Genomic DNA, 24,894 nt, shown 5'->3' on the forward strand with positions numbered 1-24,894 from the left:
GTTATGGACGAGTTTGAGAGACTGCTTAAGAAGTACGAGCGCGTTGATAAGGAGGGCAACCCGATCAGGGACGAGGAAGAGGAGGTAACCTACGCTGCCCTTGGGGAGCAGGAGGAGTTCGTCAAGATACCCAAGGACAGGGTCGCCGTTCTGATAGGGAAGAAGGGCCAAACGAAGAGGGAGATAGAGAGGAGAACGAAGACAAAGATAGAAATCGACAGCGAGACGGGTGAGGTCTTCATAACCTCCACGAAGGAGACCGACGACCCCCTGGCTGTGTGGAAGGCGCGCGATGTCGTCACGGCTATAGGTAGGGGCTTTTCGCCCGAGAGGGCCTTCAGGCTCTTCAACGAGGGTGAGATACTGGAGGTAATCAACCTCACCGACATCATCATCGGAAACGATAAGAACGCCCTTCCCCGCGTGAGGGGCAGGATAATCGGTCGGAAGGGCAGGACGAGGGAAATCATAGAGGAGATGAGCGGTGCGGATGTGAGCGTCTACGGCAAAACCGTTGCCATAATTGGAAATCCCCTCCAGGTTGAGATAGCCAAGACCGCCATCGAGAAGCTTGCCAAGGGCTCACCGCACGGTACCGTTTACAAGTACCTCGAGAGGAGGAAGAAAGACCTTGAGCTGGAGAGTTCCTCCTACTACGAGGCCCTTGGCGGCGTTGACAATTTCGAGGAGGAGTGAAGATGGCCGAAGCTAAGGAGCTGTTCAAGGAGTTTAAGATTCAGAGCGTCAGCGAGTTTTTCAGGCGAAACGCGGCAATGCTGGGCTACACCGGAAAGATACGCTCCCTCACCACCGTCGTCCACGAGGCTGTTACAAACTCCCTCGACGCATGTGAGGAAGCTGGAATACTCCCCTACGTCCGTGTTGAAATAGAGGAGCTTGGGAGGGAGCACTACAAGGTCATAGTTGAGGACAACGGCCCAGGCATTCCCGAGAAGTTCATAACCCACGTCTTCGGTAAGATGCTGGCCGGTACGAAGGCCCACAGGAACATACAGAGCCGCGGTCAGCAGGGTATTGGTATAAGCGGTGCAGTGATGTTTGCCCAGATAACGAGCGGAAAGGCAACTCGCGTTATCACCTCCACCGGAGACGACAAGATAGTCGAGGCGTGGGTTAAGATTGACGTAGACAAGAACGAGGGTAAAATAGTCAAGAAGGAGAAGCACCCCAATCCCAAGGGCTGGCGCGGGACGAGGATCGAGCTTGAGGTCAAGAACGTTAAATACGTCCGCTCGAAGCAGGGTGTCTACTGGTACCTCAAGCTCACCGCTATAGCGAACCCCCACGCCCACATCGAGCTGATTGAACCCGATGGAAAGCTCATCGTCTTCCCGCGTTCGAGCGAGGAGGTTCCAAAGCCGCCGGTTGAGATGAAGCCTCACCCGAGGGGTGTTCTAACGGACGACGTTTACAGGATGGCGAAGAGGACTAGGAGGAACACAGTAAGGCGCTTCCTAATCGGCGAGTTCTCGAGGATAAGCGACAAGAAGGTTGATGAGCTGATAAAGTACATCGCCGCCCTCAGGCTCATCAAGACAGAGAAGGACAAAGCGGTTCAGGACCAGCTCTACGAGAGGCTGATGAACGGCGAGGTCGACAAGGTTCTGCGCTCCTTCAAGGGCTACACCAAGGTCGTCAAGCAGGTGGCAAAGCTCATGGAGAAGCCGCCGGAGAAGCTCAGCTGGCACGAGGCTGAGGAGATAGTCGAGGCATTCAAGTATATGAAGTTCCTCGCTCCACCGACCCACGGCCTCAGGCCGATAGGCGAGGAGAACATCGAGAAGGGTCTCAAAGGAATCCTCAAACCCGAGTTCGTCACGGCCGTCACGAGGCCGCCGAAGGTCTACAGCGGTGGAATTCCCTTCCAGGTTGAGGTCGGCCTGGCCTATGGAGGGGAGATAAGTAGCGGCTTTGACCTTCTCCGCTACGCCAACCGCGTCCCGCTCCTCTTCGATGCGGGCTCGTGTGTAACCACCCTGGCGGCTCGCTCAATCGACTGGAAGCGCTACAAGGTTGACGACCTCGAGCGTGCCCCGATAGTGCTCATGATAAACGTCATCAGCGTCCACGTTCCCTATACCGGAACCGGAAAGCAGAGCATAGCCAACGTGGATGAGATACACAACGAGATCAGGCTGGCAATAATGGACGCCGCGAGGAGGCTTCAGACATACCTCAGCGGAAAGCACCGCAGGCTCTACCAGGTGAAGAGGAAGAAGACCTTTGAGAAGTACGTGCCCGAGATAGCGAGGGCGCTAAGCATTCTGACGGGCGAGCCCGAGGAGGAGATTAAAAACTACTTCCTGAGGTTCATCGAGATGAAGTTTGCCCAGAGCGAGAGTGAAGAGAGAGCCGTCCCTGAGGAGGTGACCGAGAATGCCTAAATCCAAAGCCGTCAAGAGAAGCCAACCGAGGGAGCACTTTGCCTATGATCCCCAGAAGGTCCTCAGCAAGCTCGAGGAGTACGGAAGGAGGGTTCTCGAGGACATAAAGTCGGGCAAAAACCCCTACTTCGACATACCTATGCGTGGCCTCGGCAACGTCTACTTCGACGAGAAGAGGAAAGTCATCAAGATGGGCGACAAGCTCTCGAGGAGGTACTTCCTCAACGTCGCTCACGCGAGAAAGTTCATGCAGACGCTCCTCATAATGTCCTACGTCAAGAGGCTCGTGGCCGAAGGCAAGCACGCGAGCCTTCGTGAAGCCTACTACGCCAACAAGCATACCATCCCAGGAACCAAGGAGAACACCTTCGAGGACCAGCGCGAGAGCGACCCGATCATCGAGGACCTTGAGAGAATGCTCGGCGTTCTCCGTGAGGAGATGCACCTCACAGCCGACAGGCGCGGCTACATATACGGTGACATCGTCATACGCGACGGCGAGGACGAGTTCAACACGAGCAAGCTCGGTATGGGTGGCTGGGCCGTTCCAGGAACGGTGGAGCACCTCCAGTTCGTGGAAGTCAATGTTGACTACGCCCTAGTCGTCGAGACGGCAGCTATGGCCGACCGTCTCATCGAGGAAAAGTTCCCGAAGAAGGAGAACGCCCTCATAATAGCCACCCAGGGACAGGCCTCCCGTGGAGTCAGGAGGCTCATCCACAGGCTCCACTACGAGGAGGGCCTGCCGATAATCGTCTTCACCGACGGCGACCCCTACGGTTGGTACATCTATTCCACCATAAAGCAGGGCTCCATAAACCTCGCATACCTCAGCGAGAAGCTGGCAACACCGGAAGCTAAGTTCGTGGGCATGACCATGGACGACATCGAGAGGTACGGCCTCAAGAACGTCACCGAGAAGCTCAAGGGGATACCACCCAACAAGAAGGGCGGCCCAACGGGGGACTACAAGAGAATCATCGAGGAGATGAACTATCCGTGGTTCCAGAACAAGGAGTGGCAGAGGCAGCTCCAGCTCGCTCTCAAGATGGGGGTCAGGATAGAGCAGCAGGCTCTGGCCAATAAGTCCCTCGAGTTCGTGGCGAAGAAGTACCTTCCTGAAAAGATAAACAACGGTGAGCTCCTGCCATGACGACGACAGAAGAGCTCGTCGCACAGGTGAACAAGATACTGGACGACATCGGGATAGACATGGACGGGTTATTCGAGACTTTCGACGTCCCGTCCATTTCTTACCGTTTGAAGGAGAACCTGTCTCTCCTCCAGGAGCTTGAGGAGGATTTATCGAGGCGCGTCGGCGAGGTTGCCCCATCGGTAGGGGGCTTCGACAAGAAGAGCAAGGATCCTCACATCCAGTGGATATACAAGAAGAAGCGCAACCGTGTTTTAGCCCTTGAAAGGATCCGCTCGGCCATTACCGCCCACAAGATGGCCCTCGCTTTGATAGCGGCCAACTATACTTTTACCCTTGGAAAGAGGGAGCTCTCAATCAGGGAGCTCAAGAGGGAGGATATTCCAAAGGTTAAGGCCATCCAAAAGCCCGTCCAGCTCGGGCGCGTTGAGGTGCTTCCTTATTTGGCGTATTCCGGTGACGTACTCCGCCTTCTGGCAAGGGAGAGCATCGAGGTCAGGGAGACCTTCAAATTCATAAAGGCCAAGCTCCGCGAGAAGGGGACAGTGAGAACGCGCGGACTGCGCATAGAGGTGGAATACTGGGAGAACAACAGGCTCAAGAAGGCCCGTATAGACCTTCCGGCCGATGCGGACATCGAGAGCGAGCTCCGCCAGCGCTACGGGAAGCGCTTCCGCTGGCGCGTGCTGAGCTTCGTCAAGACAAAGGGCGTCCTTATAAACAACCACTACACAGTGGATAACCTCGCGCTGGCCTACTCTATCCTCGATCCAAAGAAGGGCGCCGAGCTGCTCGGTCTGGACTTGTTCCGCTACTACTTCCTCACCTCTGAGAACGAGAGGGAAGGGCTGGGCCTCTATCCGGACATAAAGCTCTGCATCGACTGCCACTACTCGATCTTCGATCTTCCCTTCAGGGATGAGCCCGGCTTTAAGACGGGCCACGGTAGTATACTCATCATAAGGAAGTGTGAGATGGAGAGGGCCCTAGTTGGTAGGAGGAAGGACATAACCAACATCCCCAACTACCTTCTTGGAGGAGTCCTGCTCTACGGAATGAGCGGCTACAGCGAAGAGAAAGTTGCCGAGTTGCTGGACATCCCAAAGGACGAGCTCGTCGAGGCCATAAAGAAGTTCGTGATATCCGGCCTGCACAAGACGCTCTTTGCAGACACCAAGAAGTTCGAAAAGTTTATGCCAAAGAGCGACAGGGCGAAGCAGTTCTTAGCCCTCCTCCAGGGGTGATGGTGTGAGGGTGGAGATAAAGGCCAGGAACAACGCCGAACTCATAAGGAAGCTCAACGAGAGCCTGAACGAGGAAGTTACGGAAGTCTACATCAACCTCCGCCCGACAAAGGAGATACTCGTGAGGATCCTTGAAAGGGCCCCCAACGTGAGGAAGATTTCCTGCCCGCCGAGCCTCTATCCTAAGGTCTCGAAGAAAGCGATAAACGCCCTCGCGCAGATGGGCATAGAGCTCGTTCCCGAGGGCTATCCCCGTGGAAGGCCGCGGAAGTACGATGAGCGGACTATCCGTGAGGTTTACAACCTTATACGGAAGGGCATAACCCCCAAGGAGATAAGCTCCCGCATGGGAATTCCGCTCAGGACGGTTTACTACATGATCGAGCAGATGGGTGCTCGGCAATGGAGAGAATGAAGGCCCTCTACGGGGCCCTGTTTTCCTTCCTCCTGCTGCTCTTCACCCTTCTCGGGAGCACTGCTGTGCACGGCGGCGTTACAGTCTTCAACATCGAGTGGTTCTTTTTCTTTGTGAACCTGACGCTCCTCGCGATGGCTGGCTACGTAGTCAAAATAATGCTCTCAGAAGGCCTCGACAGGGGGGAGCGGAAGAGGAAGAAGGGAAACGTCCTGGCGACGATAATAACGATACTTGCCTTTTTCGTGGCGATAAAGCTCCTCCTGGATAAGAGGACGGAGAAGCTCTTTGAGGGCCCCGGCGCGGTGAAGACCATTGAAGGCGCCTGGGACTACATAACTTCTGGAGGCGTTCAGGTTGTCCTGAGGGAGCTTCCCACGGTCTTCTATCTCCTTCCCTTCATTGTCTTCCTTCTCATAGCCGGCACAGCTCTGCGGAGAAGGAAGAGGAAAGTGGAGTTCGAGGTGCGTTTTAACCCTGAGATGCGCTACGAGGCCCTCGAAGGGACACCGGCCGAGAGGGTCATCAAGATGTACAAGAACGTCGTCGCTGGCCTTGTCATGAAAGGCTATCCCTACCGCAAAAGCTGGACCCACTGGGAGCACGAGGAGATGCTCAGGGAGATTTTCCCAGATTTGGATGACCTCGACGTCCTAACGCGGATTTTTGAGAAGGCAAAATACGCCGGGCGGCTTAGCGATGAGGACGTTGAAGCGGCGCGGGAGAGCTACGAGAGGCTGATGGACTTTCTTAGGTAGGTTTAAAAGGCCCGCGGATTAGAGGCCCCCAAGGTGATGCTCATGCAGATATTCGAGACCCAGGAGGAAGTCCCTGAGATTAGGGAAAGGCTCCACCGCGTTGGTATAACGAACCTGCGCACCGTGGCAAAGATAAACTGGAAGGGGAAGGTCTACACCTTTCTCCCGCTCTTCGAGATCACCATAGACGTTCCTGAAGAGAAGAAGGGCATACACATGAGCAGGCTCGTGGAGAGCATAACGGAGGCCATGAGCGAGGCCGTCGAGGAGGAGATCCAGGAGGCCCACAGCTCGCTGGAGGAGCTCGGAAGGGCCGTCATCCACAGGCTGGAGGGCAAGCATCCGCATAAGAGGGCGGAAGTCTGGATAAAGACCCATCTGATAATCCCACGCGAGACGCCGGCAAGCAAAAAGACCACCTACGAGCCCTACGACGTTGAGGTCGGCGTCATCAAGAACGAGGACGGGAGCTTTGAGAAGATCCTCCGTGTAAAGGTCATCGGAAACACCGCCTGTCCGCACGCGATGGCCAACAACAACGGCAGGACCCACATCCAGCGCGCGGTCGGCGAGCTGGAAGTCAGGACTGCCTTCGACGATGAGATTGCCCTCGAGGACATGATTGACGTGGTTGAGAGTTCCTTCAGCCATCCGACCTACACACTGCTCAAGACGGTGGATGAGAACGCCGTCGTTCAGGGCATGTACAGGAACCCGAAGTTCGTGGAGGATGTTGCGAGAGAAATCTTCGCCAAGGCCAAGGAGCGCTTTAAGGGCAGGATTCACGTGAGGGTCATAAGCAACGAGAGCATCCACAAGCACGACGTGATTGCCGAAACGTGGAGCTGAAGCTTTTCTTTTTTCCTTCCGAAACACTTAAGTATTTTGAGAGATTCCGCTCGGGCTTCCGAGAGGCGTTGGGAAAGATTTATAACCGCACCTTTTAAGTGAGTGGTGAACAAGCTCATCAGGTTAGAAGGTGGTGTAAATGGGAAGAAGGGAAGAGATGATTGCGAAGATTAAGGAGCTCATGACCCAGCCCGAGAGGATTAGGAACATGGGTATTGCCGCTCACATTGACCACGGTAAGACCACGCTGAGCGACAACCTGCTCGCTGGAGCAGGTATGATTAGCGAGGAGCTTGCCGGAAAGCAGCTCGTCCTTGACTTCGACGAGCAGGAGCAGGCGAGAGGAATTACCATCAACGCGGCCAACGTCTCGATGGTCCACACCTATGAGGGCCAGGAGTACCTCATCAACCTCATCGACACCCCAGGTCACGTTGACTTCGGTGGTGACGTTACCAGGGCCATGCGTGCCATCGACGGTGCGATCATAGTTGTCGACGCCGTCGAGGGTGTCATGCCCCAGACCGAGACCGTCCTCAGGCAGGCCCTCAGGGAGTACGTCAAGCCAGTCCTCTTCATCAACAAGGTCGACAGGCTCATCAAGGAGCTCAAGCTCGGTCCGAACGAGATCCTCCAGAGGTTCGCCAAGATCATCACCGACGTCAACAGGCTCATCAAGAAGTACGCTCCGGACGAGTTCAAGAGCCAGTGGATGGTCAAGGTCGAGGACGGTAGTGTCGCCTTCGGTAGCGCCTACTACAACTGGGCCCTCAGCGTTCCCTACATGAAGAAGACTGGCGTTTCCTTCAAGGACATCGTCGAGCTCACCAACGCCGGCGACCTTAAGACCCTCAGGCAGAAGGCCCCGCTCCACGTCGTGGTTCTCGATATGGTCGTCCGCCACCTCCCGAACCCGCTCGAGGCCCAGAAGTACAGGATCCCGCACCTCTGGAGGGGCGACGTCAACAGCGATGTCGGCCAGGCCATGCTCAAGTGTGACCCGAAGGGCAAGATGGTCATGGTCGTTACCAAGATCATCCTCGACAAGCACGCGGGTGAGGTCGCCACCGGCCGTGTCTGGAGCGGTACCGTGAAGACCGGCCAGGAGGTCTACCTCATCAGCGCCAAGAGGAAGGCCAGGATCCAGCAGGTCGGTATCTACATGGGTCCTGAGAGGGTCAACATGGAGGCCGTTCCGGCCGGTAACATCGTCGCCGTCACCGGACTGCGCGACGCCATGGCCGGTGAGACCGTCGCCCAGGAGCAGATCGAGCCGTTCGAGGCGCTCCACTACACCAGCGAGCCGGTCGTTACCGTGGCTATAGAGGCCAAGAACGTCAAGGACCTTCCGAAGCTCATCGAGGCGCTCAGGCAGCTCGCCAAGGAGGACCCAACTCTGCACGTCAAGATCGACGAGGAGACCGGCCAGCACCTCCTCAGCGGTATGGGTGAGCTCCACCTCGAGGTCAAGCTCGTCAAGCTCAAGGAGGACTGGAAGCTCGACGTTGAGGTCAGCCCGCCGATCGTCGTCTACCGCGAGAGCGTCACCAAGGTCAGCCCGATAGTCGAAGGAAAGTCCCCGAACAAGCACAACAGGTTCTACATCACCGTCGAGCCGATGCCGGACGAGATCTACCAGGCCATCCGTGAGGGCATCATCCCAGAGGGCAGGCCCAAGAACCCGAAGGAGGTCGCCAAGAAGCTCGCAGAGCTCGGTATGGACTACGAGATCGCCAAGGGTATCGTCGACATCTACAACGGCAACATGTTCTTCGACAACACCAAGGGTATCCAGTACCTCAACGAGGTCATGGACCTCCTCGTCGACGGATTCCACCAGGCCATGGACGAGGGACCGCTCGCTAAGGAGCCGGTCATGAAGGTCATCGTCAGGCTCCACGACGCCAAGATCCACGAGGACAACGTCCACCGCGGTCCAGCCCAGATCTACCCGGCCATCAGGACTGCAATCCACTGCGCCATGATGAAGGCCCAGCCGGTCCTCTACGAGCCGTACCAGAAGGTCATCATCAACGTCCCGTACGAGTACATGGGTGCCGTCAGCAGGGAAATCAACCAGAGGCGCGGCCAGCTCATCGACATGAGGCAGGAGGGCGAGGTCATGATCATCATCTCCGAGGCTCCGGTCGCCGAGATGTTCGGATTCGCCGGAGCCATCCGTGGCGCCACCAGCGGAAGGGCCCTCTGGAGCACCGAGCACGCCGGCTTCAAGCGCGTCCCGAACGAGCTGGCACTCAACATCATCAGGCAGATCAGGCAGAGGAAGGGTCTCGACCCGAACCCGCCGAAGGAGCAGGACGTCTGCCCGCAGCAGTGAGGGCTTTCTGCCCTCTGAACTTTTCTATTCTCTTTCATGAAATGTCTCGAATAGTAAGGGGCCCTAATAAGCTCCCATGCCATATCCATACCTCGGCCGATATATTATCACGGTAATAATTACTGCGAGAATAGTTCTCAGAATCCATCCGTCCTCAATTTTGACAAATCCCTGCCCAACGGCGATTAGTTAAGTTTTTAAACTCATCCCTCAAGTTCACCTCGGAACTCATGAGGTTCCCTCGAGAAAAAGGCGGGTTTCCCGCCCGAGGGAGCCGAAGTTCGAAAGATTTAAAAAGCCATCCTAGTCAAACGAGACTAGACCAAAATTCGGAGGTGTTTGAAAATGGCAAAGGAGAAGCCACACGTTAACATAGTCTTTATCGGCCACGTCGACCACGGAAAGAGCACCACCATCGGAAGGCTGCTCTTCGACACCGCCAACATCCCGGAGAACATCATCAAGAAGTTCGAGGAGATGGGTGAGAAGGGTAAGTCCTTCAAGTTCGCTTGGGTCATGGACAGGCTCAAGGAGGAGAGGGAGAGGGGTATCACCATCGACGTTGCCCACACCAAGTTCGAGACCCCGCACAGGTACATCACCATCATTGACGCTCCGGGTCACAGGGACTTCGTTAAGAACATGATCACCGGTGCCAGCCAGGCCGACGCTGCCGTTCTCGTCGTTGCCGCCACCGACGGTGTTATGCCGCAGACCAAGGAGCACGCCTTCCTTGCTAGGACCCTTGGTATCGGCCACCTCATCGTCGCCATCAACAAGATGGACATGGTCAACTACGACGAGAAGAAGTTCCAGCAGGTCGCCGAGCAGGTCAAGAAGCTCCTCATGATGCTCGGTTACAAGGACTTCCCGATCATCCCGATCAGCGCTTGGGAGGGCGACAACGTCGTCAAGAAGAGCGACAAGATGCCCTGGTACAAGGGCCCAACCCTCATCGAGGCCCTCGACCAGATCCCAGAGCCGCCGAAGCCGACTGACAAGCCGCTCCGCATCCCGATCCAGGACGTCTACTCCATTAAGGGTGTCGGTACCGTCCCGGTCGGCCGTGTCGAGACCGGTGTCCTCCGCGTCGGTGACGTCGTCATCTTCGAGCCGGCCAGCACCATCTTCCACAAGCCGATCCAGGGTGAGGTCAAGAGCATCGAGATGCACCACGAGCCACTCCAGGAGGCCCTTCCGGGTGACAACATCGGATTCAACGTTAGGGGTGTCGGTAAGAACGACATAAAGCGCGGTGACGTCGCTGGCCACACCAACAACCCGCCGACCGTCGTCAGGCCGAAGGACACCTTCAAGGCCCAGATCATCGTCCTCAACCACCCGACCGCCATCACCGTCGGTTACACCCCAGTCCTCCACGCCCACACCCTCCAGGTCGCCGTCAGGTTCGAGCAGATCCTCGCCAAGCTCGACCCGAGGACCGGTAACATCGTCGAGGAGAACCCACAGTTCATCAAGACCGGTGACTCCGCCATCGTCATCCTCAGGCCGACCAAGCCAATGGTCATCGAGCCGGTCAAGGAGATCCCGCAGATGGGCAGGTTCGCCATCCGTGATATGGGCCAGACCGTCGCTGCGGGTATGGTTATCTCCGTCCAGAAGGGCGAGTGAAGCCCTTCCCTAATCTTTCCTTTACTTCCCTGGACTCATAGGAGGGACGGAAATGCAGAAGGCAAGGATTAAGCTCGCAAGCACCAACATTAAGGCCCTCAACGAGGTCACCGACCAGATAAAGCAGATAGCCGAGAGGACCGGCGTTAGGATGAGCGGTCCGATCCCGCTCCCGACCAAGAGGATCAGGATCACCACCAGGAAGAGCCCGGACGGAGAGGGCACGGCAACCTTTGACAGATTCGAGCTCCGCGTTCACAAGAGGCTCGTTGACATTGAGGCCGACGAAAGGGCCATGAGGCAGATCATGAGGATTCGCGTCCCTGAGGACGTCACCATCGAGATCGAGCTCATCTCATGATTCTCCCCCTTTTTACGCGCCGGGGTAGCCTAGCCTGGGAAGGCGCGGGCCTGGAGAGTCCGTGGGCGTCGAGCCCGCCAGGGTTCAAATCCCTGCCCCGGCGCCAATCAACCCTTCTAACAAACTTCGCGCAGGCGAAGTTTGATCAAGGCTGGCATGTCCTTCTATACTTGCAAGATTTCCGAAGAGGTTTTGTCGTTCAATTAGTGGTCTTGCAGAGTTTCATTCTCACAGAAAAGTTTGAACTCAATGAAGGGCATTGTCAAAGAAACAAGAAATCTCAGCCCCCGCTCAAAACCGGCATCACCTTAATCTCATCGCCGTCGGTGACCTCGGCGTCGCCCCTCGCGGGCTGGCCGTTGATGAAGATGATCTTCTCCTGGAACTCGTCGTACCTCGGAATTACCTCCCTCAGAATCTCGTCCACAGTTTTCTTGTCCTTTATCCTCACGTTGAGCTCCCTCGCCTTCGCGAGGTGGGCGAAAGCTCCCATTAGCCTGATCCTGACCATTCTTACCACCGTACAAACTTGACTCCGAGGGCTAAGGTTTGTTGGAGAAGAAAAAGGGAAAATCACTCGAGCTTCGTAACCTTCTCGAGCTCCGGAATGACTTCCTCGAGACCAAGCTCCTTGAGGGTCTCCTTCTTCGGGATTCCGCGCTCGTCCCATCCCCTGAGCCTGTAGTACTCGCTGAGAAGCTTGTCGTACTGCTTCTCGTCGAGGTGCATGCCCTTGTACGGGCCGCTCTTGAGGCCCTCGGTGAACCACCTCTTCGGCGGGTAGTCCATCTTCCTGTCCCACTTGCCGTTGAACTCTCTGACCCAAAAGGCCCTGATGAGTGCGTAGACCCTGTCGGCGGCCTTGTAGAGGTCGTCCCATGTGTATTTTACGCCGGTGATGGCCTCGAGGAGCTTCGGATAGTAGTCGAGGCTCAGGCCGACCTCGACCCATGGAAGCCTGCAGGCTGTGAGCATCTCGAAGAGGCCTCCCCTGAGGCGCTGGAGCTCGATAACTTTAGCGGCCTTCTCCGGGTCGTAGGTGATCTTGTACTCGACCTTCTTGGCCTGCTCGCCCTCGATTGGAGCGGTGCCAATCTCCCAGGCAATGACCCATGCCTCCTTGTGGTGGGCACCGATTGAGCTGGTACCGAAGGCGAGCGCCATGGCCGGGTAGATGAAGCAGTTGTAACCGCTCGTCTCAAGGCCCTTGACGTGCATGGCGAAGCTGTCATCGCCGAGCTTCTGGCTCATTCTCATGACACCCTCGGCGGCGAAGTTGCCGAGCTCTCCCCTCCTAAATGCGATGTCCTCAACGAGCTGCTTGGCGCCCTTGAAGTCCCCGAAGGTCGGGCCTTCCTTGAGGAGTCCCTTCTCAACGGCCTCCATCACGAACGATATTGACACACCGAGTGAGATGGTGTCGAGGCCGTACATGTCGGCGAGCCTGTTGAGGACCGAAACCTCGTTGAGCTTGCCAAGGCCGAGGTTTGAGCCGAGCAGGGCAACGTTCTCGTAGTCAAGCTCGCTCTCCTGGGCTTCGGCGTCGAGGACGACGTTTCCACAGGGCATGTTACAGTACGGACAACCGCGCTGCTTGACCTTCATGCCCTCCATTGTGTATCCATCGATCGACCGTGCAAACTCGAAGGAACCGTCGCTGAAGTTCCTCGTCGGCAGGGCGCTGTTCTCGTTGGTCCACTCGACGGCGGCCATGGTTCCCTGCCTCTTCCAGAACGGGTAAGCCGGCGAGTTCTGGATTGCCTCGTAGGCCTCCCTTGAGAGCTCCTGGAGCTTCTTCTTGTCAGCGACTGGTATCTCCTTCGTTCCCTTTATGACGACGGCCTTGAGCTTCTTGCTTCCCATTACGGCACCCATACCGGGCCTTCCAGCGGCCCTGCCCTCCTGGGACATGACGACGGCGTAGCGGACAAGGTTCTCTCCACCCGGACCGATGCTGAGGATTCCGACGTTCTTGCCGTGTATCTTCTTGAGTTCCTCCTCAGTCTTGAAGGTGTCGAGGCCCCAGAGGCCCTCGGCGCTGAGTATGCTAACGTTGTCGTTCTCTATGTAGAGGTAAACCGGCTTCTTGGCCTTACCCTCAACTACTATAGCGTCATAGCCGGCCTTTCTCAGGTGGACGGTCGCCATGGTGCCGAGGTTACCATCACCGTAACCGCCGGTGAGCGGGCTCTTGGCGGCGACGACGAGCTTACCGCCGCTCGGAGTTGGTAAACCGTTGAACGGACCTGCAGCAAAAACGAGCTTGTTCTCCGGCCCAAGCGGGTCGGCACCTTTGACTTCATCCCAGAGGATCTTGATTGCGAGACCCCTACCACCGATAAACTGCTGAGCCACATCGGGAGAATACTCCTGCACCCAGATCTTGTTGTCGGTCAGGTCGACCCGGAGGATCCTTCCCCACCATCCCTTCATTGACATATCAGAATCACCTCGAAAGATTTTCGGTTTGAAGGATATAAGGGCTTCGCAAAAGGAAACATTTCACCAAACCCTTTACGTTAAGTCCATTTGTTAACTACAATGACCCAAAAAGAACACAAATAGCCAAAGGTTTATTTGGGGGCGCATGAATTTTCATGGGTGAACCCGATGGATGAAGGTATTAAAGCCTGCAAGAACTGCCGCTGGTTCGGTGCGATAGACTCTTATTTCCCGACGCAGGGGGTATGCAGGAAGCGCATGAAAACCGTCCACATGAATTTCGTCTGCGATGACTGGGAGCCGTTGTGGAAGGGGTTTGAAAGGGCCTGATGAAGACAACCGCTGACGTTGTATAATGGCGATTATTATAACCGCGGTTATACTAATCCGGGTTATACTACCGCTTGAAGACCCTTAAATCCAGAACCACATGCCACACCCCTGGAGCGTAGCGCTTTATAACGAGCTCGTTGAGCTTCTCCACCTCGTAGCCGTATTCCCTGGCCGTTTTCTGGAACGTCTCGAAGGGTTCCCTCGGCATCAGCCTCTCGGGAACGGTGTTGTGGTAGTGGATTATCGCCTCGTCCTTCGCTATGCTCAGCGCTTTAGGGATGAACTCGTGGGTCTTCACCACGTACCCCATGAGAATCCTGTCTGCGATGTTCTCCCCTGGAAAGTCGCGGTTGTCGATGTTGTAAGCCGTCATCCTGTCCTGCACTTTGTTAAGCTCGATGTTCTCCACCAGAAAGCGGAAGGTGTAAGGGCTCTTTTCTATGGCTATAACCCTCGCCCCTCCGTGAACTGCCATCGGCAGGCTGAGATGGCCGACTCCCGCAAACATATCAACGACGAGCTCATCTGGTTTTGCTATTTTGGCCATCCTAACGCGCTCTTTGACGTTCGCCGGCGAGAACATCACCTTTGCCACGTCGAGCTTGTAGAGTATCCCGTTCTCGCGGTGTATTGTGACAGTGTCGTTCCCGTAGAGGAGCTCATAGTTTGTCTCCCTAAATTCGCCACCTATGCGCCCCTTTCTGAGCACGGCCTTGACGCCGAGAACCTCCGCATAGACCTCGGCTATCCTGTGTTTGTACGGCTCAAGCTCCTCCCTGAGCGGAAGGATTAGCACGTCGCCTATCTGCGTCCAGTGCTTTGGGAGCTTATCCACTAACTCCGTGGGGAGCTCTTTTGAAAGTATCGCCCTGATCCTCGGCTTGATTAACTGGGTTTTCTCCGGCATCGGACTTACTCAGGGTGTAAACCTTAAAAAGGATTCCCTCTCAGCATTTCGGCAAAAAGCGATGAGAAAGCCTTAAAAACCTGAAGGGCGAAGAAAAAAGCGAGAAGTCCCTTGGAGGTCGATGGCCCCTATGGATGAAGAACCCCCGAGTAGTTGGTTATTGAAGCTATTTAAACCACGGAATAAACCTGCCCTTCTTGAGCAGAAATTGAGTGAAGAGGCCTACGAGGACTACAGGCGGCTTTTGATGAAGGCCAGGCCCGAGGTCAACGGATCAAAGCTCACACTGAGGCTCTCCAGCGGAACCGTCGAGCTCGACCGCGGCGTTCTCCGCGTTAAGGCAAAGAACCGGAAGGCCGCGGAGAAGATACTCCGCAACCTGCACCACTACGAGCAGCCCCCGAGCCTCTGGCCGGCCTACGGTCTAAGCTACTCGCTCAGGAGGAAGAGGGGCACCCTTCTCTGACTCTTGCTTTTATCCTCACTTATGCCCCCCAAACATTTAAAGGCACAGTTAGTCTTAATTCTCTAAGCGGATGACGACCCTTGCCCAGTCTGATTGGTGATGACGTCGGTATTAGCTGACGCTGGGGTGGTGAGGCTCGCGGACCGATGACCCACCCCCTCATCTGGAGGGAAGGAGATGGGCACTGAGGAAAACGACGGACTGCTTGAGTTTTACGCGAGCGAGGCCCTGACCTGCCCGAGGAGAATATACTTCAGGCTCAAGGGCTACCCCGAGAGGTGGCCCGAGTTCGTCAGGGTGAGGTTGAACCAGGGGGTAAACACCCACAACGTCCTCGGCGAGATTCTGGCAAAGCGCTTTGGCTTTGAGCTTGAGAAGCACATGATTCTGCGCTCCACTAGACTGGGCTTTGAGATCCACGGCAGAGTTGATGCCATAAGGGACTTTCCCATCGAGATAAAGGGCAAGACGAGCCTCCCGAGGGTTCCCTACGACTACCACTTGGCCCAGCTCAACATCTATCTCCGCTGGGCCGAAGCTGAGTACGGCTACCTCTACTACATAAAGCTTCACGACGAGCCGATGAAGGTCATCAGCAGGATAGACTTCTCCCGCTTCCCGATCGTCAAGGGGCCCAACTTTAAGGCCTTCGAGGTGCCCTACGACGGCAAGCTCTTCAGAGAGACGCTCAGGCACTTCTACAACGTCAAGAGGCACTATGAGAAAGGAAAGCCCCCCAAGGGCTGGAACGACTACGCCTGCAGGTTCTGTCCCTACAGGTATCTGTGCCATCCGGATGAAGAATGATTATGGAGCGGTTCTCCACTTCAGTCCATTATCCGCGACGGCCTCTATTTTTCCCTCGTTGTAGAGCTCTGCTATAATTGCCCTCAGGGGGACGAGGTTAAGGGCGAGTTTTTGTGGAGTAACTTTGACACCGTAGTGCCCCATTATCTTAAAAGCCAGCTCGTCGAGACTCATCGGCGTTCTGAGAAGCCCGGGAATTAACGCCTCCAGCTCTTCGACACGTTTCAGGTTGAAGTCAAGGAGCTTAAGAGCTTCCTCGCCGCTCACGACCTTCCCGTGGGAGGGGACGAGGGTGTAACCCTTTTCTACATAATTCTGCAATTCAATAATTGAAGCTTTAAATAATTCTGGCTCAACGAAGTAGGGAACGCCTACGGCCGTTATCAGCCTCTCGCCAAAGAATGAATCGCCAGCGTAGATTATCCCGTTCTCCTCGTCAAGAAAACCCGTCATTCCGGGCGAATGTCCGTTGAGCCTTATCGCCTTGAGGCCGAATGGCTCGTCACCCCACTCAAAAACGGCGTGAACTTTGACTTCCTCTGGAAACTGGTAGGCCAGGAAGCCCTTGGGAGCTTTCGAGCCGAAGGTGAGCAATTCCCTGTTGAGGGGACTCTCGGCGATGGAGAACTCGAAACGGTGGATGAAGAGCGGAGCGTTTATCCTCGGGGCAACTGAAACGTGGTCGGCATGGCCGTGGGTGGCGAGCTGGGCTTTGATATCCAGTCCGAGCTTTCTAACTTCCCTCTTCAGGTCTTTATGCCTGCCGCTCCCCTGGCCGGGGTCGACAAGAACACAGCCTTCATCAAAAACCCTGATGAGCGTTGCAGGGCTCCCGGGATACAGGTAGGCAGAATCACCCAACCGTCTCAATGCCATGGTACCACCACCCTTGTTAAAAGCTCACGATTAAAAATCCATCGAAAGGTTATAATGCCTTGGGGATAAATAAGGGCGGGTGGTGATATGAGGCTCGCTCTAATCGATGGTGAGCACTATCCAGATGTCACTGCATGGGCGATTAAAAAGCTCGGTAACGTCTGCTGTGCCGTCTTCCTCGGGGGCAGCGAAAAGATTGGTAGTATCGAAGAGGTCGAGAGGAAGTTGGGGATTAAGGTTTATCATTCACCCAACTATCTTGATGCCATCAGGCGGGCGCTGGAGGAAAACGAAGTTGAAGAGGTCGTTGATCTGAGCGATGAGCCCGTCCTCAACTATGAGGACCGCTTTAAGATAGCATCCATCTGCATGCTCTACGGCGTGGCATACCGCGGTGCGGACTTCTACTTCAAGCCAAGCCCCATGAAAAGGCTTGGAAAGCCGAGTATAGCTATTATCGGCACCGGGAAGAGAGTGGGGAAGACGGCCGTGAGCGGCTTCGTGGCGAGAACCCTTAAGACGATAGCCAGACCCGTTATCGTCACCATGGGGCGCGGCGGTCCAGAGGAGCCTGAGCTGATAGAGGGAGACAGGTTCGAGATAACCCCAGAGTTCCTGCTTAAGCTGGCCGAGAACGGCAAGCACGCGGCATCAGATCACTTTGAGGATGCACTGACGTCGCGCGTTACAACAATAGGCTGCAGGCGCTGCGGCGGCGGCATGGCAGGCTTTCCCTTCTTCGATGTTGTGGACGCGGGAGTGAAGCTTGCCGAGAGCCTGCCCAACGACTTGATAATCCTAGAGGGCAGCGGGGCGACGTTTCCAGCTTATAAAGCCGACAGGTACGTTGTTGTGGTCGGTGCCGATCAGAAGCTGGACTTTATACGGGGCTACTTTGGGCCCTTCAGACTGGCAATGGCGGATATCGTCGTGGTTACGAGAGCAGACTCCGTGGATGAAGAAAAGCTGAAGGCCTTGGAAAACATCATCCACGATGCCAACCCTGACGCGGATTTTCACTTGACGGCCTTCCGTCCGAGACCCCTCGGTGAGGTCTCAGGGAAGAGGCTCGGCCTCGTGATGACCTCCGGTGGGGCCCTTCCAAAGGCGAAGGAGCACCTTGAAATGCTTGGCGCTGAAGTGCTATACACCTCGGGCAACCTCTCGAAGAGGCCACTCCTCTGGAGGGATTTGGAGGGCTTTGAGGGAATAGATGCCGTTGCCGTCGAGCTCAAAGCTGCTGCGGTTGACGTGGTTACGAGGTGGGCACTGGAGAGGGGGATAGAGGTCATCTATCTCGACAACGAGCCCGTCAATATCGACGGCAAAGACCTGGGGAGTGCCATATTAACCCTCGGCCGTTCCTTGCTGGAGGGGAGAGCATGATAATCGTTACCGACCCGGAAAGGAAGATACGCCTTCCGTTCTCACGGGGAATCCTCACGCGCTCAATAACCCTCGCCGGGGTTGACGTGGGAATAGCGTACATCATAGCCACGGAGGTTCAGAAAGAACTGAAGGAGCGGAAGCGCAAGCTCATAACCACTGACGATATCCACGAGCTGACCTATCAGAAGCTCCTTGACCATGGTCTGAAGGAGGCAGCAAAGCGCTACCTCTTCTGGCGTCAGCTCAGACGCCTCAAGGTGCCGATAACCATACTGCTCGGCGGCGCCACAGGCGTGGGGAAATCAACCATAGCGACGGAGTTAGCCTTTCGCCTCGGGATCAGGAGCGTCATAGGCACGGATACGATACGGGAAGTCATGAGGAAGATAATAGCCCCCGAGCTCCTCCCTGACCTTCACACCTCATCCTTCCTCGCGTGGAAGGTAATAGGTGAGGGCAGGAAAGAGAATTCGCCTCTCATACGGGGCTTTGAGAACCAGGTTCAGCACGTCTCTGTTGGCGTCAACGCCGTCCTTGAGAGGGCTTACAAGGAGGGCTTCAACGCGATAATCGAGGGCATACACCTCGTTCCTGGATACATAAAGCTAAGGGAGAACAGTTTCATGTACGTGATAACCGTGGGTGGCCGAAAAGACCTTGAGGCCAGGTTCTACGAGAGGGCCCGCTACAGCAAAAGACCAGTGGACTACTACCTCAAGCACATTGAGGCGATCCTTGAGATTCAAGATTTCCTCATTGAACGTGCCAGGGAGCATGGTGTGCCGGTCCTCAACAACGTCGAGCTTGAGAACACGATTAACACCATCATGGAGGACATAATGGAGAGGCTTATGGAAAGAATTGGGGAGAAGCTGACCTCTCCTTCACCCTGAAGGGGTTCCCCTCGGGCGTCATAATTCCCCTTCAGGGTGCTTCATCGGTTTGCGGGGGATCTACTTGCCCCCGCCACCAATTTTGGGAACCAGCCCCGAGGAGACAGTCTCGAAAGGTTTTTGCTTTTAAAGGGCCTGTCCGGAGGATTCCCGTCCCGCACTGGTGGGTAAGACTTGACGGAGTTATTAAGGGTTGAAGGGCTCTTTTATTTTCCACATCCCCAGCAGTCTGCCTGAACCCCACGTTGCCTGTACCTCGAAGACCACCACCATGTCGCGGTATATGTCTATGAGGTTGAAGGTGTTCCCGTAGGGGTTCCTGTGGAGCTCCCAGCTTACCGAGCCGGCGTTGACTATGGGTGTATTCTCCACCTTTATACCGAAGGAGTTGCCGCCGTGGCCAGTCAGAACGAGGTTGGCCTTTTCTCTTGTCAGCATCCTTAGCACGTCTCCGGCATCCTCTAGGAAGCCCATCTCTCTGCTCCGCGGAATGGGCACGATGTTGTGGTGCATAACCACCACCGTGAACGTCTCGCGGTACTCCTCAAGGTGTTTGGCTATAATCCTCTGTCCTATCCTTCCCACAACCCCGATCGGTGTCTCGTACTGGGCACTTATCACCGGAATAAAGGTGAATCTCCCGATTTCGAGGATCTTCGGGTCGCCGAAATACTCTCTGAAGAGGTCGTAGCCGAGATATGTTATGTCATTGTGGCCGGGAACGACGAGCTTCTGGGCTTTTATTTTCTCGTAGAACTCGTAGGCCTTTTCGTAGTACCTCTCTATCCCCATATCCACGATATCGCCGCAGTGGATCACCAGGTCTGGCTTTATGCGCTCGTTTATCGTTCTTATGGCGTTTTCGAGCACTTTTCTCCTGAAGTAAACCCTGTCCGAGACGTTGCTCTCACTGAGCTGGACTATCCTGAAAAGCCTTTTCTCCTTGGGGACGAAAATCTTTGGCCTTACAGGTTCGTGCTCTTTCTTTGCCTCCTCTCCGGTAACGCGCTTTATAGTAACCTCGATCCTTCCGTCATCGTGAAGGGTTATGATGTTGTAGCTGTTCACGTCACCCTTGCGCGTCTTCCTGCAGGAGGTGCAGCCCGCGTTGTCCACTACCATGTCCTCAACCCTGTAAACGTTGGGTACATGCTTGTGGCCGCACGTGTAGAGGCTGACCTCGTGCCTGAGCATTAAATCGAGGACGTCGCCGGCGTTGAAGAGCACGTTCCTCTCACGCCCTGTGTCGGGCAGAGGGACGATGTGGTGGTGGGCAGCAATGATTTTGAACTTCCTTTTGGAGTACTCCTCCAGCTTTGCTTTCAGCCACTTGAACTTATAGCCGCCGACCCTGCCGTCGCTCAAATCTGGAATCGTCGAGTCGACCCAGATAACGACACCATTATCGAACTCAAAAACGCCGTTCAGAGGCCCAATGAACTTCTGGAAGAGCTCATAACCGACGTTTCTGACGTCGTGGTTTCCAGGGATGACGACCAGAGGTTTCTGAATCTTCTTCAGTTCGTATGATGCCCGTTCATACTCCTCGCGCAGTCCCTGATTGGTGACGTCGCCCGTGTGGATCACGAAGTCGAAGTTTCCCCTGTTGATTTCGCTCACTATGAGGTCGTAGGCGTAGCCCTTGTATGCAGAGTCGCTGGTTATGTGCGTGTCGCTTATGTGGGCTATTCGAATCATCGCCCATCACTCCGCGGCTATGGCAGTTTCGAGCTTTCTTCTGCTTGCGGTGAGAAGGTCGCTCAGGCTGAAGATGCCCACTATCTTGCCTTCCTCCTCGATGAGCATGTGCTTTATTCCCTTCTTGGCCATAAGATCGAGAACTTCCCTGAGCGGGGTGTTTGCGTCCACCGCTATGAGCTCGGGGCTCATTATATCTTTCACCGGTGTCGTGTTCGGAAGGCCGGGAATCACAACGCGCCTTATTATATCGCTCTTGGTGAAGAAGCCGATGACCCGTCCCTCCTCCACTACCACAAGGGAGCCGATGTCGAACTCGACCATCACTTCGCAGGCCCGCTTCACCGTATCGTCGGGCGCGACGCCGATGAGCTTTCTCGTCATGTAGACCTTAATCGGAGCCTTCCCCTCCATATCACCACCCAAAAGAAAAGTGGGAGGACTTTCTATATAACCTTATCACAGATGAACGGTCTCAACGCTGACATCCTCATGAGAAATCCGCAGGTAGAAGGCTGTCTCGTTGGGGATGACCTCGTATTCGGCTTCGTGATAGAGCTCCAGCGTTGAGGAAGCCACGGCAAATAGGTTCTCCTCCCTCAGAAGGAGGAGCTTGGAGTAGTCGAACCGCTCGGGCTTTTGGAGGAGTTTCTCGGCCATCTTAGCCGTTATAAATGCCGTAAACTCTCCCTCGGAGTTCTGGAACAGTGTCATCGTGTTGAAGACACTCTTAGTGGTCTCCTCGATTACGCGGTAGTGGACGAGAACATCCTCCAGTTTGGGACTCGGGAGCCTCCTGCAGAGGTACACGGCAAAGGTGTAGCTGTCGGAGGCGTTCCTCAGGTCTTTCTCGTCCAGCTCGGCGAGCTCGATTATCTTCTCCTTTTCGAGGTCTCCGTTGTGAAGTAGCCAGAAGCTGAAGCCCCGTCTCGTTGAGAAGGCGAAGGGCTGGACGTTGAAGAGGTTCTTAGCCCCCTGGCTGGCTGCCCTCGTGTGAACCATCAGAACGGAGAAGCCCTCGAGGGCATCCTTTAGGGACGCGACGGCAGAAGAGTCCTCAAATATTGGCTTCATGCTCCTGTAGTGCCTCACGCTTCCGTCTCTCACCAGGACGTAGCCCCAACCGTCCCTGTGCTGTCTTCCATTTCCCCTACGCTCCTTATACGGGTCATTCTCCGAGGCTTTGACTATCGCATCGACGAGGGGTTTGATCTTCTTCCCGTCTCCAGCTGCAAACAGTATGCGGCACATTCTGCTCACCACACTGAGTTCCCCCAGAACCCCAAAAGCTTTTAGGTCTCAAAGTGTAGAGGTTTCCATGCTGCTGAGGGAAATAAAGAGGAAAGCTCTTAAGCTGGTGGAGGAAGACTTCAGAATCATCGACTTCTCCTTCGCCCTGCCATACACCTACGTCCTCATAGAGGGAGAGCGCGGAAGGGCCCTCGGTGTGGCAATGACCCTCCCCGAGGAAGTGGGCACCTACAGGACTTCGATTGAGGAGCCTTCTCTAGAGGTTTTCATCGAAAAGGCGGACAGCCTCAACGTCATCGAGCGAACGCTTGCCCTGGCGGCGATAAACGCGGTTTCTCAATACTACATCGACGTCTCAAATGCGCCGAACTTGGACGTGGTCGAGCTTCTGGATGAGAGCTTTGAAAAGGTCGCCGTCATCGGCAACATGCCTCCCGTGGTGAGGACTATCCGCGAGAGGGGCTTTGATGTTTATGTCTTCGAGCGGAATCCGAAGCTCTGGGACAGGAACACTCTCAGCGATGCCCTCGAGTACTGGCTTCTGCCAGAGGTCGACGCGGTGATAGCGAGCGGTTCAGCCATCCTGAACGGGACCCTTGAGATGATGCTCGACAGGGCAAAGCGGGCTAGGCTTTTCGTCCTCACGGGACCGACTGCCCAGCTCCTGCCAGAGTTCCTCAGGGGAAGTGGAGTTACTCATCTAGCCGCCATGAAAGTTATGGACATCGATATGGCCTTGATGAAGCTCAAGCTTGGTTCCTTCAGGGGTTTTGAGGCGGGTAGCAGGAAGTACATCATTCGGGTCGGTGGGTGATATGGAAGAGCTTAGAAAAGCCATTATCAGCGTTGCTAAGAAGGTGCGCGCTCACAGATCTCTCTACGAGAAGAACGAAGAGGCTGTAAAGCAGCATCTAATCGGGGAGATATTTCAGGCCCTTGGCTGGGACTGGAACAACCCCGAGGAAGTTAGACCGGAGGAGAGGACCGAGGACGGAAGGGCCGATTATGCCCTCATCCTCGATGGTAACGTCTTCGCCTACGTTGAGGCCAAGAACCTCGGTGTGAACATCCTCAAGAATGATAAGCCGCTCAGACAGCTCGGTCGCTACTGCTTCAACTCGGGCGTGAGGTATGGCATACTGACGAACGGGGCCGTTTGGATAGCCCTAAAGGCCTTTGAGGAAGGCTCGAGGCTGAGCGATAGGGTTCTTCTTATCACCAACATCGAGGAGGAGCCCCTGAACAAGGTTGTTCTCAAGCTCTCTCTTCTGTCGAAGTCCCGTATCAGGGACATTGAAAGGCTGGCATCGCTCCTTAAAGCCCTCGAGCTGAGCTTTGCAGGATTGAGGAAAGAGGGCTATTCGGAAGAGATGCTCATCGAGTATTTAACTTCCAAGGGAGGTACGAACCTCGTTCCCGTCGAGGATCTTACCGGGACGGAGGCGCCCAAGGCAGCTTACGTTTATGACAACGGCTGGAAGCTCCTCCCACTGCCCGAGAGGAGCATTAAAGGCGTCCTGCTCGCGGTCCTGCTCTACATGGAAAAGAACTCCCATGGCCCCCAGAGGGAAGAAATCAGGAAAGCCTACGAACACATAAGGGCGATGACAATAAGCCCCAGAACCGCCCTTGAAATTCTGAAGAAGCTCGAGGAGGAAGAAAAGCTAAGGATTTCCGTAGAGCTTTAGACGATCTTCCAGAGCTCGTCGCTCTCCGGCCTCTCAAGGGGCCTTTCCCTTCCGTTCTCAACTATTACCCTTGAGTCTTTGTCTTCCAGGAACTCCCCGATTACCGAGGCGTTTATGCCCTTCCCCTTGAGGGCGGAGATTATACCCTCGGCCTTTTCTTTGGGAGCGGCTATCATAAGCGCACCTGAGCTGATGAGGGCGAGCGGATTGAGGTCGTAAAACTCACAGATTTTCAGCGTTTCTTCCCTTATCGGGATCTTCTCTGCGTAAACGCGGAAGCCAAGTTCGGCAGCGTCTGCCATCTCGTGGAGGCCGTTGGTTATTCCGCCCTCGGTGGGGTCGTGCATTGCATCAACGCCGACCTCGTTGGCCGTGAGGGCGTCCTCAACGACGCTTATCATCGAGATGAAGGACTTGGCCCTCTCGACGAACTCTCTCCCGAAGACCTTTACCAGTTCCTCCTCACGCTCGCTCGCTATGATGGAGGTGCCCTCCAAACCAGCCCACTTGGTGAGGATTATGGCATCGTCTGGTTTGGCACCGTTTGAGGTTACGAGCTTCTCCTTCGAAACCTCCCCAAGCATGGTGCCGACCACTATCGGCCTGTGGAGGCCCGGAGTGACCTCCGTGTGGCCGCCGACTATCGCCACGCCAAGCTTTTCGGCGCTCTCGTGGAGCTCGTTCATAATCTTGGCGAGCAAGGCCTCGTCGGCATTTTCGGGGAGGAGGATAGAAACTAAAAACCACTTGGGCTTGGCGCCGAAGGTCGCAACGTCGTTCGCGTTGATGTGAACCGCATAGAAGCCTATTCTCTCCTCGGCCCCGGTTATCGGGTCAGTGGAGGCAACCAAAACGGAAGAACCGAAATCGATTGCAGTGGCATCTACCCCGAGGTCTGATTTAATTATAACCCTCTCGCCTGGGGCTCCCAGGCGGTTGAACACTATCTCCCTGAGTTTTTCTGGGGGAATTTTGCCTGGCGGCAGCAT

The 24,894-nt window shown here is 55.5% G+C and carries 25 protein-coding genes and 1 tRNA gene; 18 read left to right on the top strand and 8 right to left on the bottom strand.

Features of this window, described 5'->3' with window-relative positions:
- Window positions 1-3 precede the first annotated feature (3 nt).
- The 11 genes from E3E23_RS00305 to E3E23_RS00355 all read left to right on the top strand — a co-directional run bounded on the left by E3E23_RS00305 (window position 4) and on the right by E3E23_RS00355 (window position 11,261).
- Window positions 4-696, top strand: coding sequence for a KH domain-containing protein (locus E3E23_RS00305; RefSeq protein WP_167905569.1), 693 nt, complete (start codon window positions 4-6; stop codon window positions 694-696).
- A 2-nt stretch (window positions 697-698) separates the two neighbouring features.
- Window positions 699-2,405 carry a DNA topoisomerase VI subunit B gene (top6B, locus tag E3E23_RS00310; protein WP_167905570.1) on the top strand — a complete coding sequence of 569 codons (1,707 nt, stop codon included), beginning with the start codon at window positions 699-701 and terminating at the stop codon, window positions 2,403-2,405.
- The gene (locus E3E23_RS00315; protein ID WP_167905571.1) at window positions 2,398-3,558 is read left to right on the top strand and encodes a DNA topoisomerase IV subunit A; all 1,161 of its coding nucleotides are present in this window, start codon (window positions 2,398-2,400) and stop codon (window positions 3,556-3,558) included. Before top6B ends, E3E23_RS00315 begins: the two co-directional genes overlap by 8 nt.
- Window positions 3,555-4,802, top strand: coding sequence for a DUF530 family protein (locus E3E23_RS00320; RefSeq protein ID WP_167905572.1), 1,248 nt, complete (start codon window positions 3,555-3,557; stop codon window positions 4,800-4,802). Before E3E23_RS00315 ends, E3E23_RS00320 begins: the two co-directional genes overlap by 4 nt.
- 4 nt (window positions 4,803-4,806) lie before the next feature.
- Entirely contained in the window at window positions 4,807-5,217 is a 411-nt protein-coding gene (locus E3E23_RS00325; RefSeq protein WP_167905573.1) for a DUF1699 family protein, read from the top strand.
- Complete coding sequence (locus E3E23_RS00330) at window positions 5,205-5,975, top strand: DUF4129 domain-containing protein (protein ID WP_240920702.1); 771 nt, start codon at window positions 5,205-5,207, stop codon at window positions 5,973-5,975. Before E3E23_RS00325 ends, E3E23_RS00330 begins: the two co-directional genes overlap by 13 nt.
- A 42-nt stretch (window positions 5,976-6,017) precedes the next feature.
- Window positions 6,018-6,824 (top strand): GTP cyclohydrolase IV, encoded by an 807-nt coding sequence (locus tag E3E23_RS00335; RefSeq protein ID WP_167906477.1) that lies wholly within the window; start codon window positions 6,018-6,020, stop codon window positions 6,822-6,824.
- 139 nt (window positions 6,825-6,963) lie between these two features.
- Entirely contained in the window at window positions 6,964-9,162 is a 2,199-nt protein-coding gene (locus E3E23_RS00340; RefSeq protein ID WP_167905575.1) for an elongation factor EF-2, read from the top strand.
- Window positions 9,163-9,507: 345 nt separating this feature from the next.
- Window positions 9,508-10,794, top strand: a complete 1,287-nt coding sequence (gene tuf / locus E3E23_RS00345) for a translation elongation factor EF-1 subunit alpha (protein ID WP_167905576.1) — start codon at window positions 9,508-9,510, stop codon at window positions 10,792-10,794.
- A 52-nt stretch (window positions 10,795-10,846) separates the two neighbouring features.
- Window positions 10,847-11,155 (top strand): 30S ribosomal protein S10, encoded by a 309-nt coding sequence (rpsJ, locus tag E3E23_RS00350; protein ID WP_012571711.1) that lies wholly within the window; start codon window positions 10,847-10,849, stop codon window positions 11,153-11,155.
- Between the two features lie 18 nt (window positions 11,156-11,173).
- A tRNA-Ser gene (locus tag E3E23_RS00355) sits at window positions 11,174-11,261 on the top strand.
- Window positions 11,262-11,435: 174 nt separating this feature from the next.
- Here the strand turns inward: E3E23_RS00355 and E3E23_RS00360 are convergent.
- Window positions 11,436-11,666, bottom strand: coding sequence for a MoaD/ThiS family protein (locus tag E3E23_RS00360; RefSeq protein WP_167905577.1), 231 nt, complete (start codon window positions 11,664-11,666; stop codon window positions 11,436-11,438).
- 62 nt (window positions 11,667-11,728) lie between these two features.
- Window positions 11,729-13,588 (bottom strand): tungsten-containing formaldehyde ferredoxin oxidoreductase, encoded by a 1,860-nt coding sequence (gene for, locus E3E23_RS00365; RefSeq protein ID WP_167906479.1) that lies wholly within the window; start codon window positions 13,586-13,588, stop codon window positions 11,729-11,731.
- 177 nt (window positions 13,589-13,765) lie between these two features.
- Between for and E3E23_RS00370 the strand changes: the two genes are divergently transcribed.
- Entirely contained in the window at window positions 13,766-13,927 is a 162-nt protein-coding gene (locus E3E23_RS00370; protein ID WP_167905579.1) for a hypothetical protein, read from the top strand.
- Between the two features lie 67 nt (window positions 13,928-13,994).
- On the opposite strand, the gene E3E23_RS00375 is transcribed toward E3E23_RS00370, so the two are convergent.
- Window positions 13,995-14,837, bottom strand: a complete 843-nt coding sequence (locus E3E23_RS00375) for a class I SAM-dependent methyltransferase family protein (RefSeq protein ID WP_167905581.1) — start codon at window positions 14,835-14,837, stop codon at window positions 13,995-13,997.
- A 130-nt stretch (window positions 14,838-14,967) separates the two neighbouring features.
- Between E3E23_RS00375 and E3E23_RS00380 the strand changes: the two genes are divergently transcribed.
- A complete protein-coding gene (locus E3E23_RS00380; protein WP_167905583.1) occupies window positions 14,968-15,303 on the top strand; it encodes a hypothetical protein in 336 nt (111 codons plus the stop codon).
- Window positions 15,304-15,480: 177 nt separating this feature from the next.
- Entirely contained in the window at window positions 15,481-16,110 is a 630-nt protein-coding gene (gene cas4, locus E3E23_RS00385) for a CRISPR-associated protein Cas4 (RefSeq protein WP_167905585.1), read from the top strand.
- Here the strand turns inward: cas4 and E3E23_RS00390 are convergent, their stop codons facing one another.
- Window positions 16,111-16,986, bottom strand: a complete 876-nt coding sequence (locus E3E23_RS00390; protein WP_167905587.1) for an MBL fold metallo-hydrolase — start codon at window positions 16,984-16,986, stop codon at window positions 16,111-16,113. It lies immediately after the preceding gene.
- An 87-nt stretch (window positions 16,987-17,073) separates the two neighbouring features.
- Here E3E23_RS00390 and E3E23_RS00395 point away from each other — a divergent pair, with 87 nt between their 5' ends.
- Both E3E23_RS00395 and E3E23_RS00400 read left to right on the top strand, forming a co-directional pair.
- The gene (locus E3E23_RS00395) at window positions 17,074-18,372 is read left to right on the top strand and encodes a 2,3-diphosphoglycerate synthetase (RefSeq protein WP_167905589.1); all 1,299 of its coding nucleotides are present in this window, start codon (window positions 17,074-17,076) and stop codon (window positions 18,370-18,372) included.
- Window positions 18,369-19,268, top strand: coding sequence for a 2-phosphoglycerate kinase (locus tag E3E23_RS00400; protein ID WP_167905590.1), 900 nt, complete (start codon window positions 18,369-18,371; stop codon window positions 19,266-19,268). Before E3E23_RS00395 ends, E3E23_RS00400 begins: the two co-directional genes overlap by 4 nt.
- A gap of 186 nt (window positions 19,269-19,454) precedes the next feature.
- Here the strand turns inward: E3E23_RS00400 and E3E23_RS00405 are convergent, their stop codons facing one another.
- From E3E23_RS00405 to E3E23_RS00415, 3 genes are read right to left on the bottom strand one after another with little or no spacing between them, the layout of a single operon-like run.
- Window positions 19,455-20,966, bottom strand: a complete 1,512-nt coding sequence (locus tag E3E23_RS00405) for a metallophosphoesterase (protein WP_167905592.1) — start codon at window positions 20,964-20,966, stop codon at window positions 19,455-19,457.
- Window positions 20,967-20,972: 6 nt separating this feature from the next.
- Entirely contained in the window at window positions 20,973-21,380 is a 408-nt protein-coding gene (locus E3E23_RS00410) for a cyclic nucleotide-binding/CBS domain-containing protein (protein WP_167905594.1), read from the bottom strand.
- A gap of 45 nt (window positions 21,381-21,425) precedes the next feature.
- A complete protein-coding gene (locus tag E3E23_RS00415; RefSeq protein ID WP_167905595.1) occupies window positions 21,426-22,217 on the bottom strand; it encodes a class II glutamine amidotransferase in 792 nt (263 codons plus the stop codon).
- Between the two features lie 67 nt (window positions 22,218-22,284).
- On the opposite strand from E3E23_RS00415, the gene E3E23_RS00420 reads away from it, so the two are divergent.
- A complete protein-coding gene (locus E3E23_RS00420) occupies window positions 22,285-23,031 on the top strand; it encodes a Rossmann-like domain-containing protein (protein ID WP_167905596.1) in 747 nt (248 codons plus the stop codon).
- 1 nt (window position 23,032) lies between these two features.
- Window positions 23,033-23,905 (top strand): type I restriction enzyme HsdR N-terminal domain-containing protein, encoded by an 873-nt coding sequence (locus E3E23_RS00425; protein ID WP_167905597.1) that lies wholly within the window; start codon window positions 23,033-23,035, stop codon window positions 23,903-23,905.
- On the opposite strand, the gene E3E23_RS00430 is transcribed toward E3E23_RS00425, so the two are convergent.
- A complete protein-coding gene (locus tag E3E23_RS00430; protein WP_167905598.1) occupies window positions 23,902-24,894 on the bottom strand; it encodes an AIR synthase family protein in 993 nt (330 codons plus the stop codon). The two genes, E3E23_RS00425 and E3E23_RS00430, sit on opposite strands and share 4 nt — an antisense overlap.

The sequence above is a fragment of the Thermococcus sp. CX2 genome (assembly GCF_012027555.1).
Classification (GTDB): Archaea; Methanobacteriota_B; Thermococci; order Thermococcales; family Thermococcaceae; genus Thermococcus.

Excerpts from the sequence above, each read along its gene's own strand:
- E3E23_RS00420 (WP_167905596.1), top strand. The coding sequence starts at position 22,285 with ATGCTGCTGAGGGAAATAAAGAGGAAAGCTCTTAAGCTGGTGGAGGAA.
- E3E23_RS00405 (WP_167905592.1), bottom strand. The coding sequence starts at position 20,966 with ATGATTCGAATAGCCCACATAAGCGACACGCACATAACCAGCGACTCT.
- E3E23_RS00380 (WP_167905583.1), top strand. The coding sequence starts at position 14,968 with ATGGATGAAGAACCCCCGAGTAGTTGGTTATTGAAGCTATTTAAACCA.
- E3E23_RS00410 (WP_167905594.1), bottom strand. The coding sequence starts at position 21,380 with ATGGAGGGGAAGGCTCCGATTAAGGTCTACATGACGAGAAAGCTCATC.
- E3E23_RS00415 (WP_167905595.1), bottom strand. The coding sequence starts at position 22,217 with ATGTGCCGCATACTGTTTGCAGCTGGAGACGGGAAGAAGATCAAACCC.
- E3E23_RS00425 (WP_167905597.1), top strand. The coding sequence starts at position 23,033 with ATGGAAGAGCTTAGAAAAGCCATTATCAGCGTTGCTAAGAAGGTGCGC.
- E3E23_RS00315 (WP_167905571.1), top strand. The coding sequence starts at position 2,398 with ATGCCTAAATCCAAAGCCGTCAAGAGAAGCCAACCGAGGGAGCACTTT.
- E3E23_RS00370 (WP_167905579.1), top strand. The coding sequence starts at position 13,766 with ATGGATGAAGGTATTAAAGCCTGCAAGAACTGCCGCTGGTTCGGTGCG.
- E3E23_RS00335 (WP_167906477.1), top strand. The coding sequence starts at position 6,018 with ATGCAGATATTCGAGACCCAGGAGGAAGTCCCTGAGATTAGGGAAAGG.
- E3E23_RS00400 (WP_167905590.1), top strand. The coding sequence starts at position 18,369 with ATGATAATCGTTACCGACCCGGAAAGGAAGATACGCCTTCCGTTCTCA.
- top6B (WP_167905570.1), top strand. The coding sequence starts at position 699 with ATGGCCGAAGCTAAGGAGCTGTTCAAGGAGTTTAAGATTCAGAGCGTC.
- E3E23_RS00340 (WP_167905575.1), top strand. The coding sequence starts at position 6,964 with ATGGGAAGAAGGGAAGAGATGATTGCGAAGATTAAGGAGCTCATGACC.
- E3E23_RS00320 (WP_167905572.1), top strand. The coding sequence starts at position 3,555 with ATGACGACGACAGAAGAGCTCGTCGCACAGGTGAACAAGATACTGGAC.
- E3E23_RS00395 (WP_167905589.1), top strand. The coding sequence starts at position 17,074 with ATGAGGCTCGCTCTAATCGATGGTGAGCACTATCCAGATGTCACTGCA.
- cas4 (WP_167905585.1), top strand. The coding sequence starts at position 15,481 with ATGGGCACTGAGGAAAACGACGGACTGCTTGAGTTTTACGCGAGCGAG.
- E3E23_RS00330 (WP_240920702.1), top strand. The coding sequence starts at position 5,205 with ATGGAGAGAATGAAGGCCCTCTACGGGGCCCTGTTTTCCTTCCTCCTG.
- E3E23_RS00390 (WP_167905587.1), bottom strand. The coding sequence starts at position 16,986 with ATGGCATTGAGACGGTTGGGTGATTCTGCCTACCTGTATCCCGGGAGC.
- tuf (WP_167905576.1), top strand. The coding sequence starts at position 9,508 with ATGGCAAAGGAGAAGCCACACGTTAACATAGTCTTTATCGGCCACGTC.
- for (WP_167906479.1), bottom strand. The coding sequence starts at position 13,588 with ATGAAGGGATGGTGGGGAAGGATCCTCCGGGTCGACCTGACCGACAAC.
- E3E23_RS00430 (WP_167905598.1), bottom strand. The coding sequence starts at position 24,894 with ATGCTGCCGCCAGGCAAAATTCCCCCAGAAAAACTCAGGGAGATAGTG.
- E3E23_RS00360 (WP_167905577.1), bottom strand. The coding sequence starts at position 11,666 with ATGGTCAGGATCAGGCTAATGGGAGCTTTCGCCCACCTCGCGAAGGCG.
- E3E23_RS00305 (WP_167905569.1), top strand. The coding sequence starts at position 4 with ATGGACGAGTTTGAGAGACTGCTTAAGAAGTACGAGCGCGTTGATAAG.
- rpsJ (WP_012571711.1), top strand. The coding sequence starts at position 10,847 with ATGCAGAAGGCAAGGATTAAGCTCGCAAGCACCAACATTAAGGCCCTC.
- E3E23_RS00375 (WP_167905581.1), bottom strand. The coding sequence starts at position 14,837 with ATGCCGGAGAAAACCCAGTTAATCAAGCCGAGGATCAGGGCGATACTT.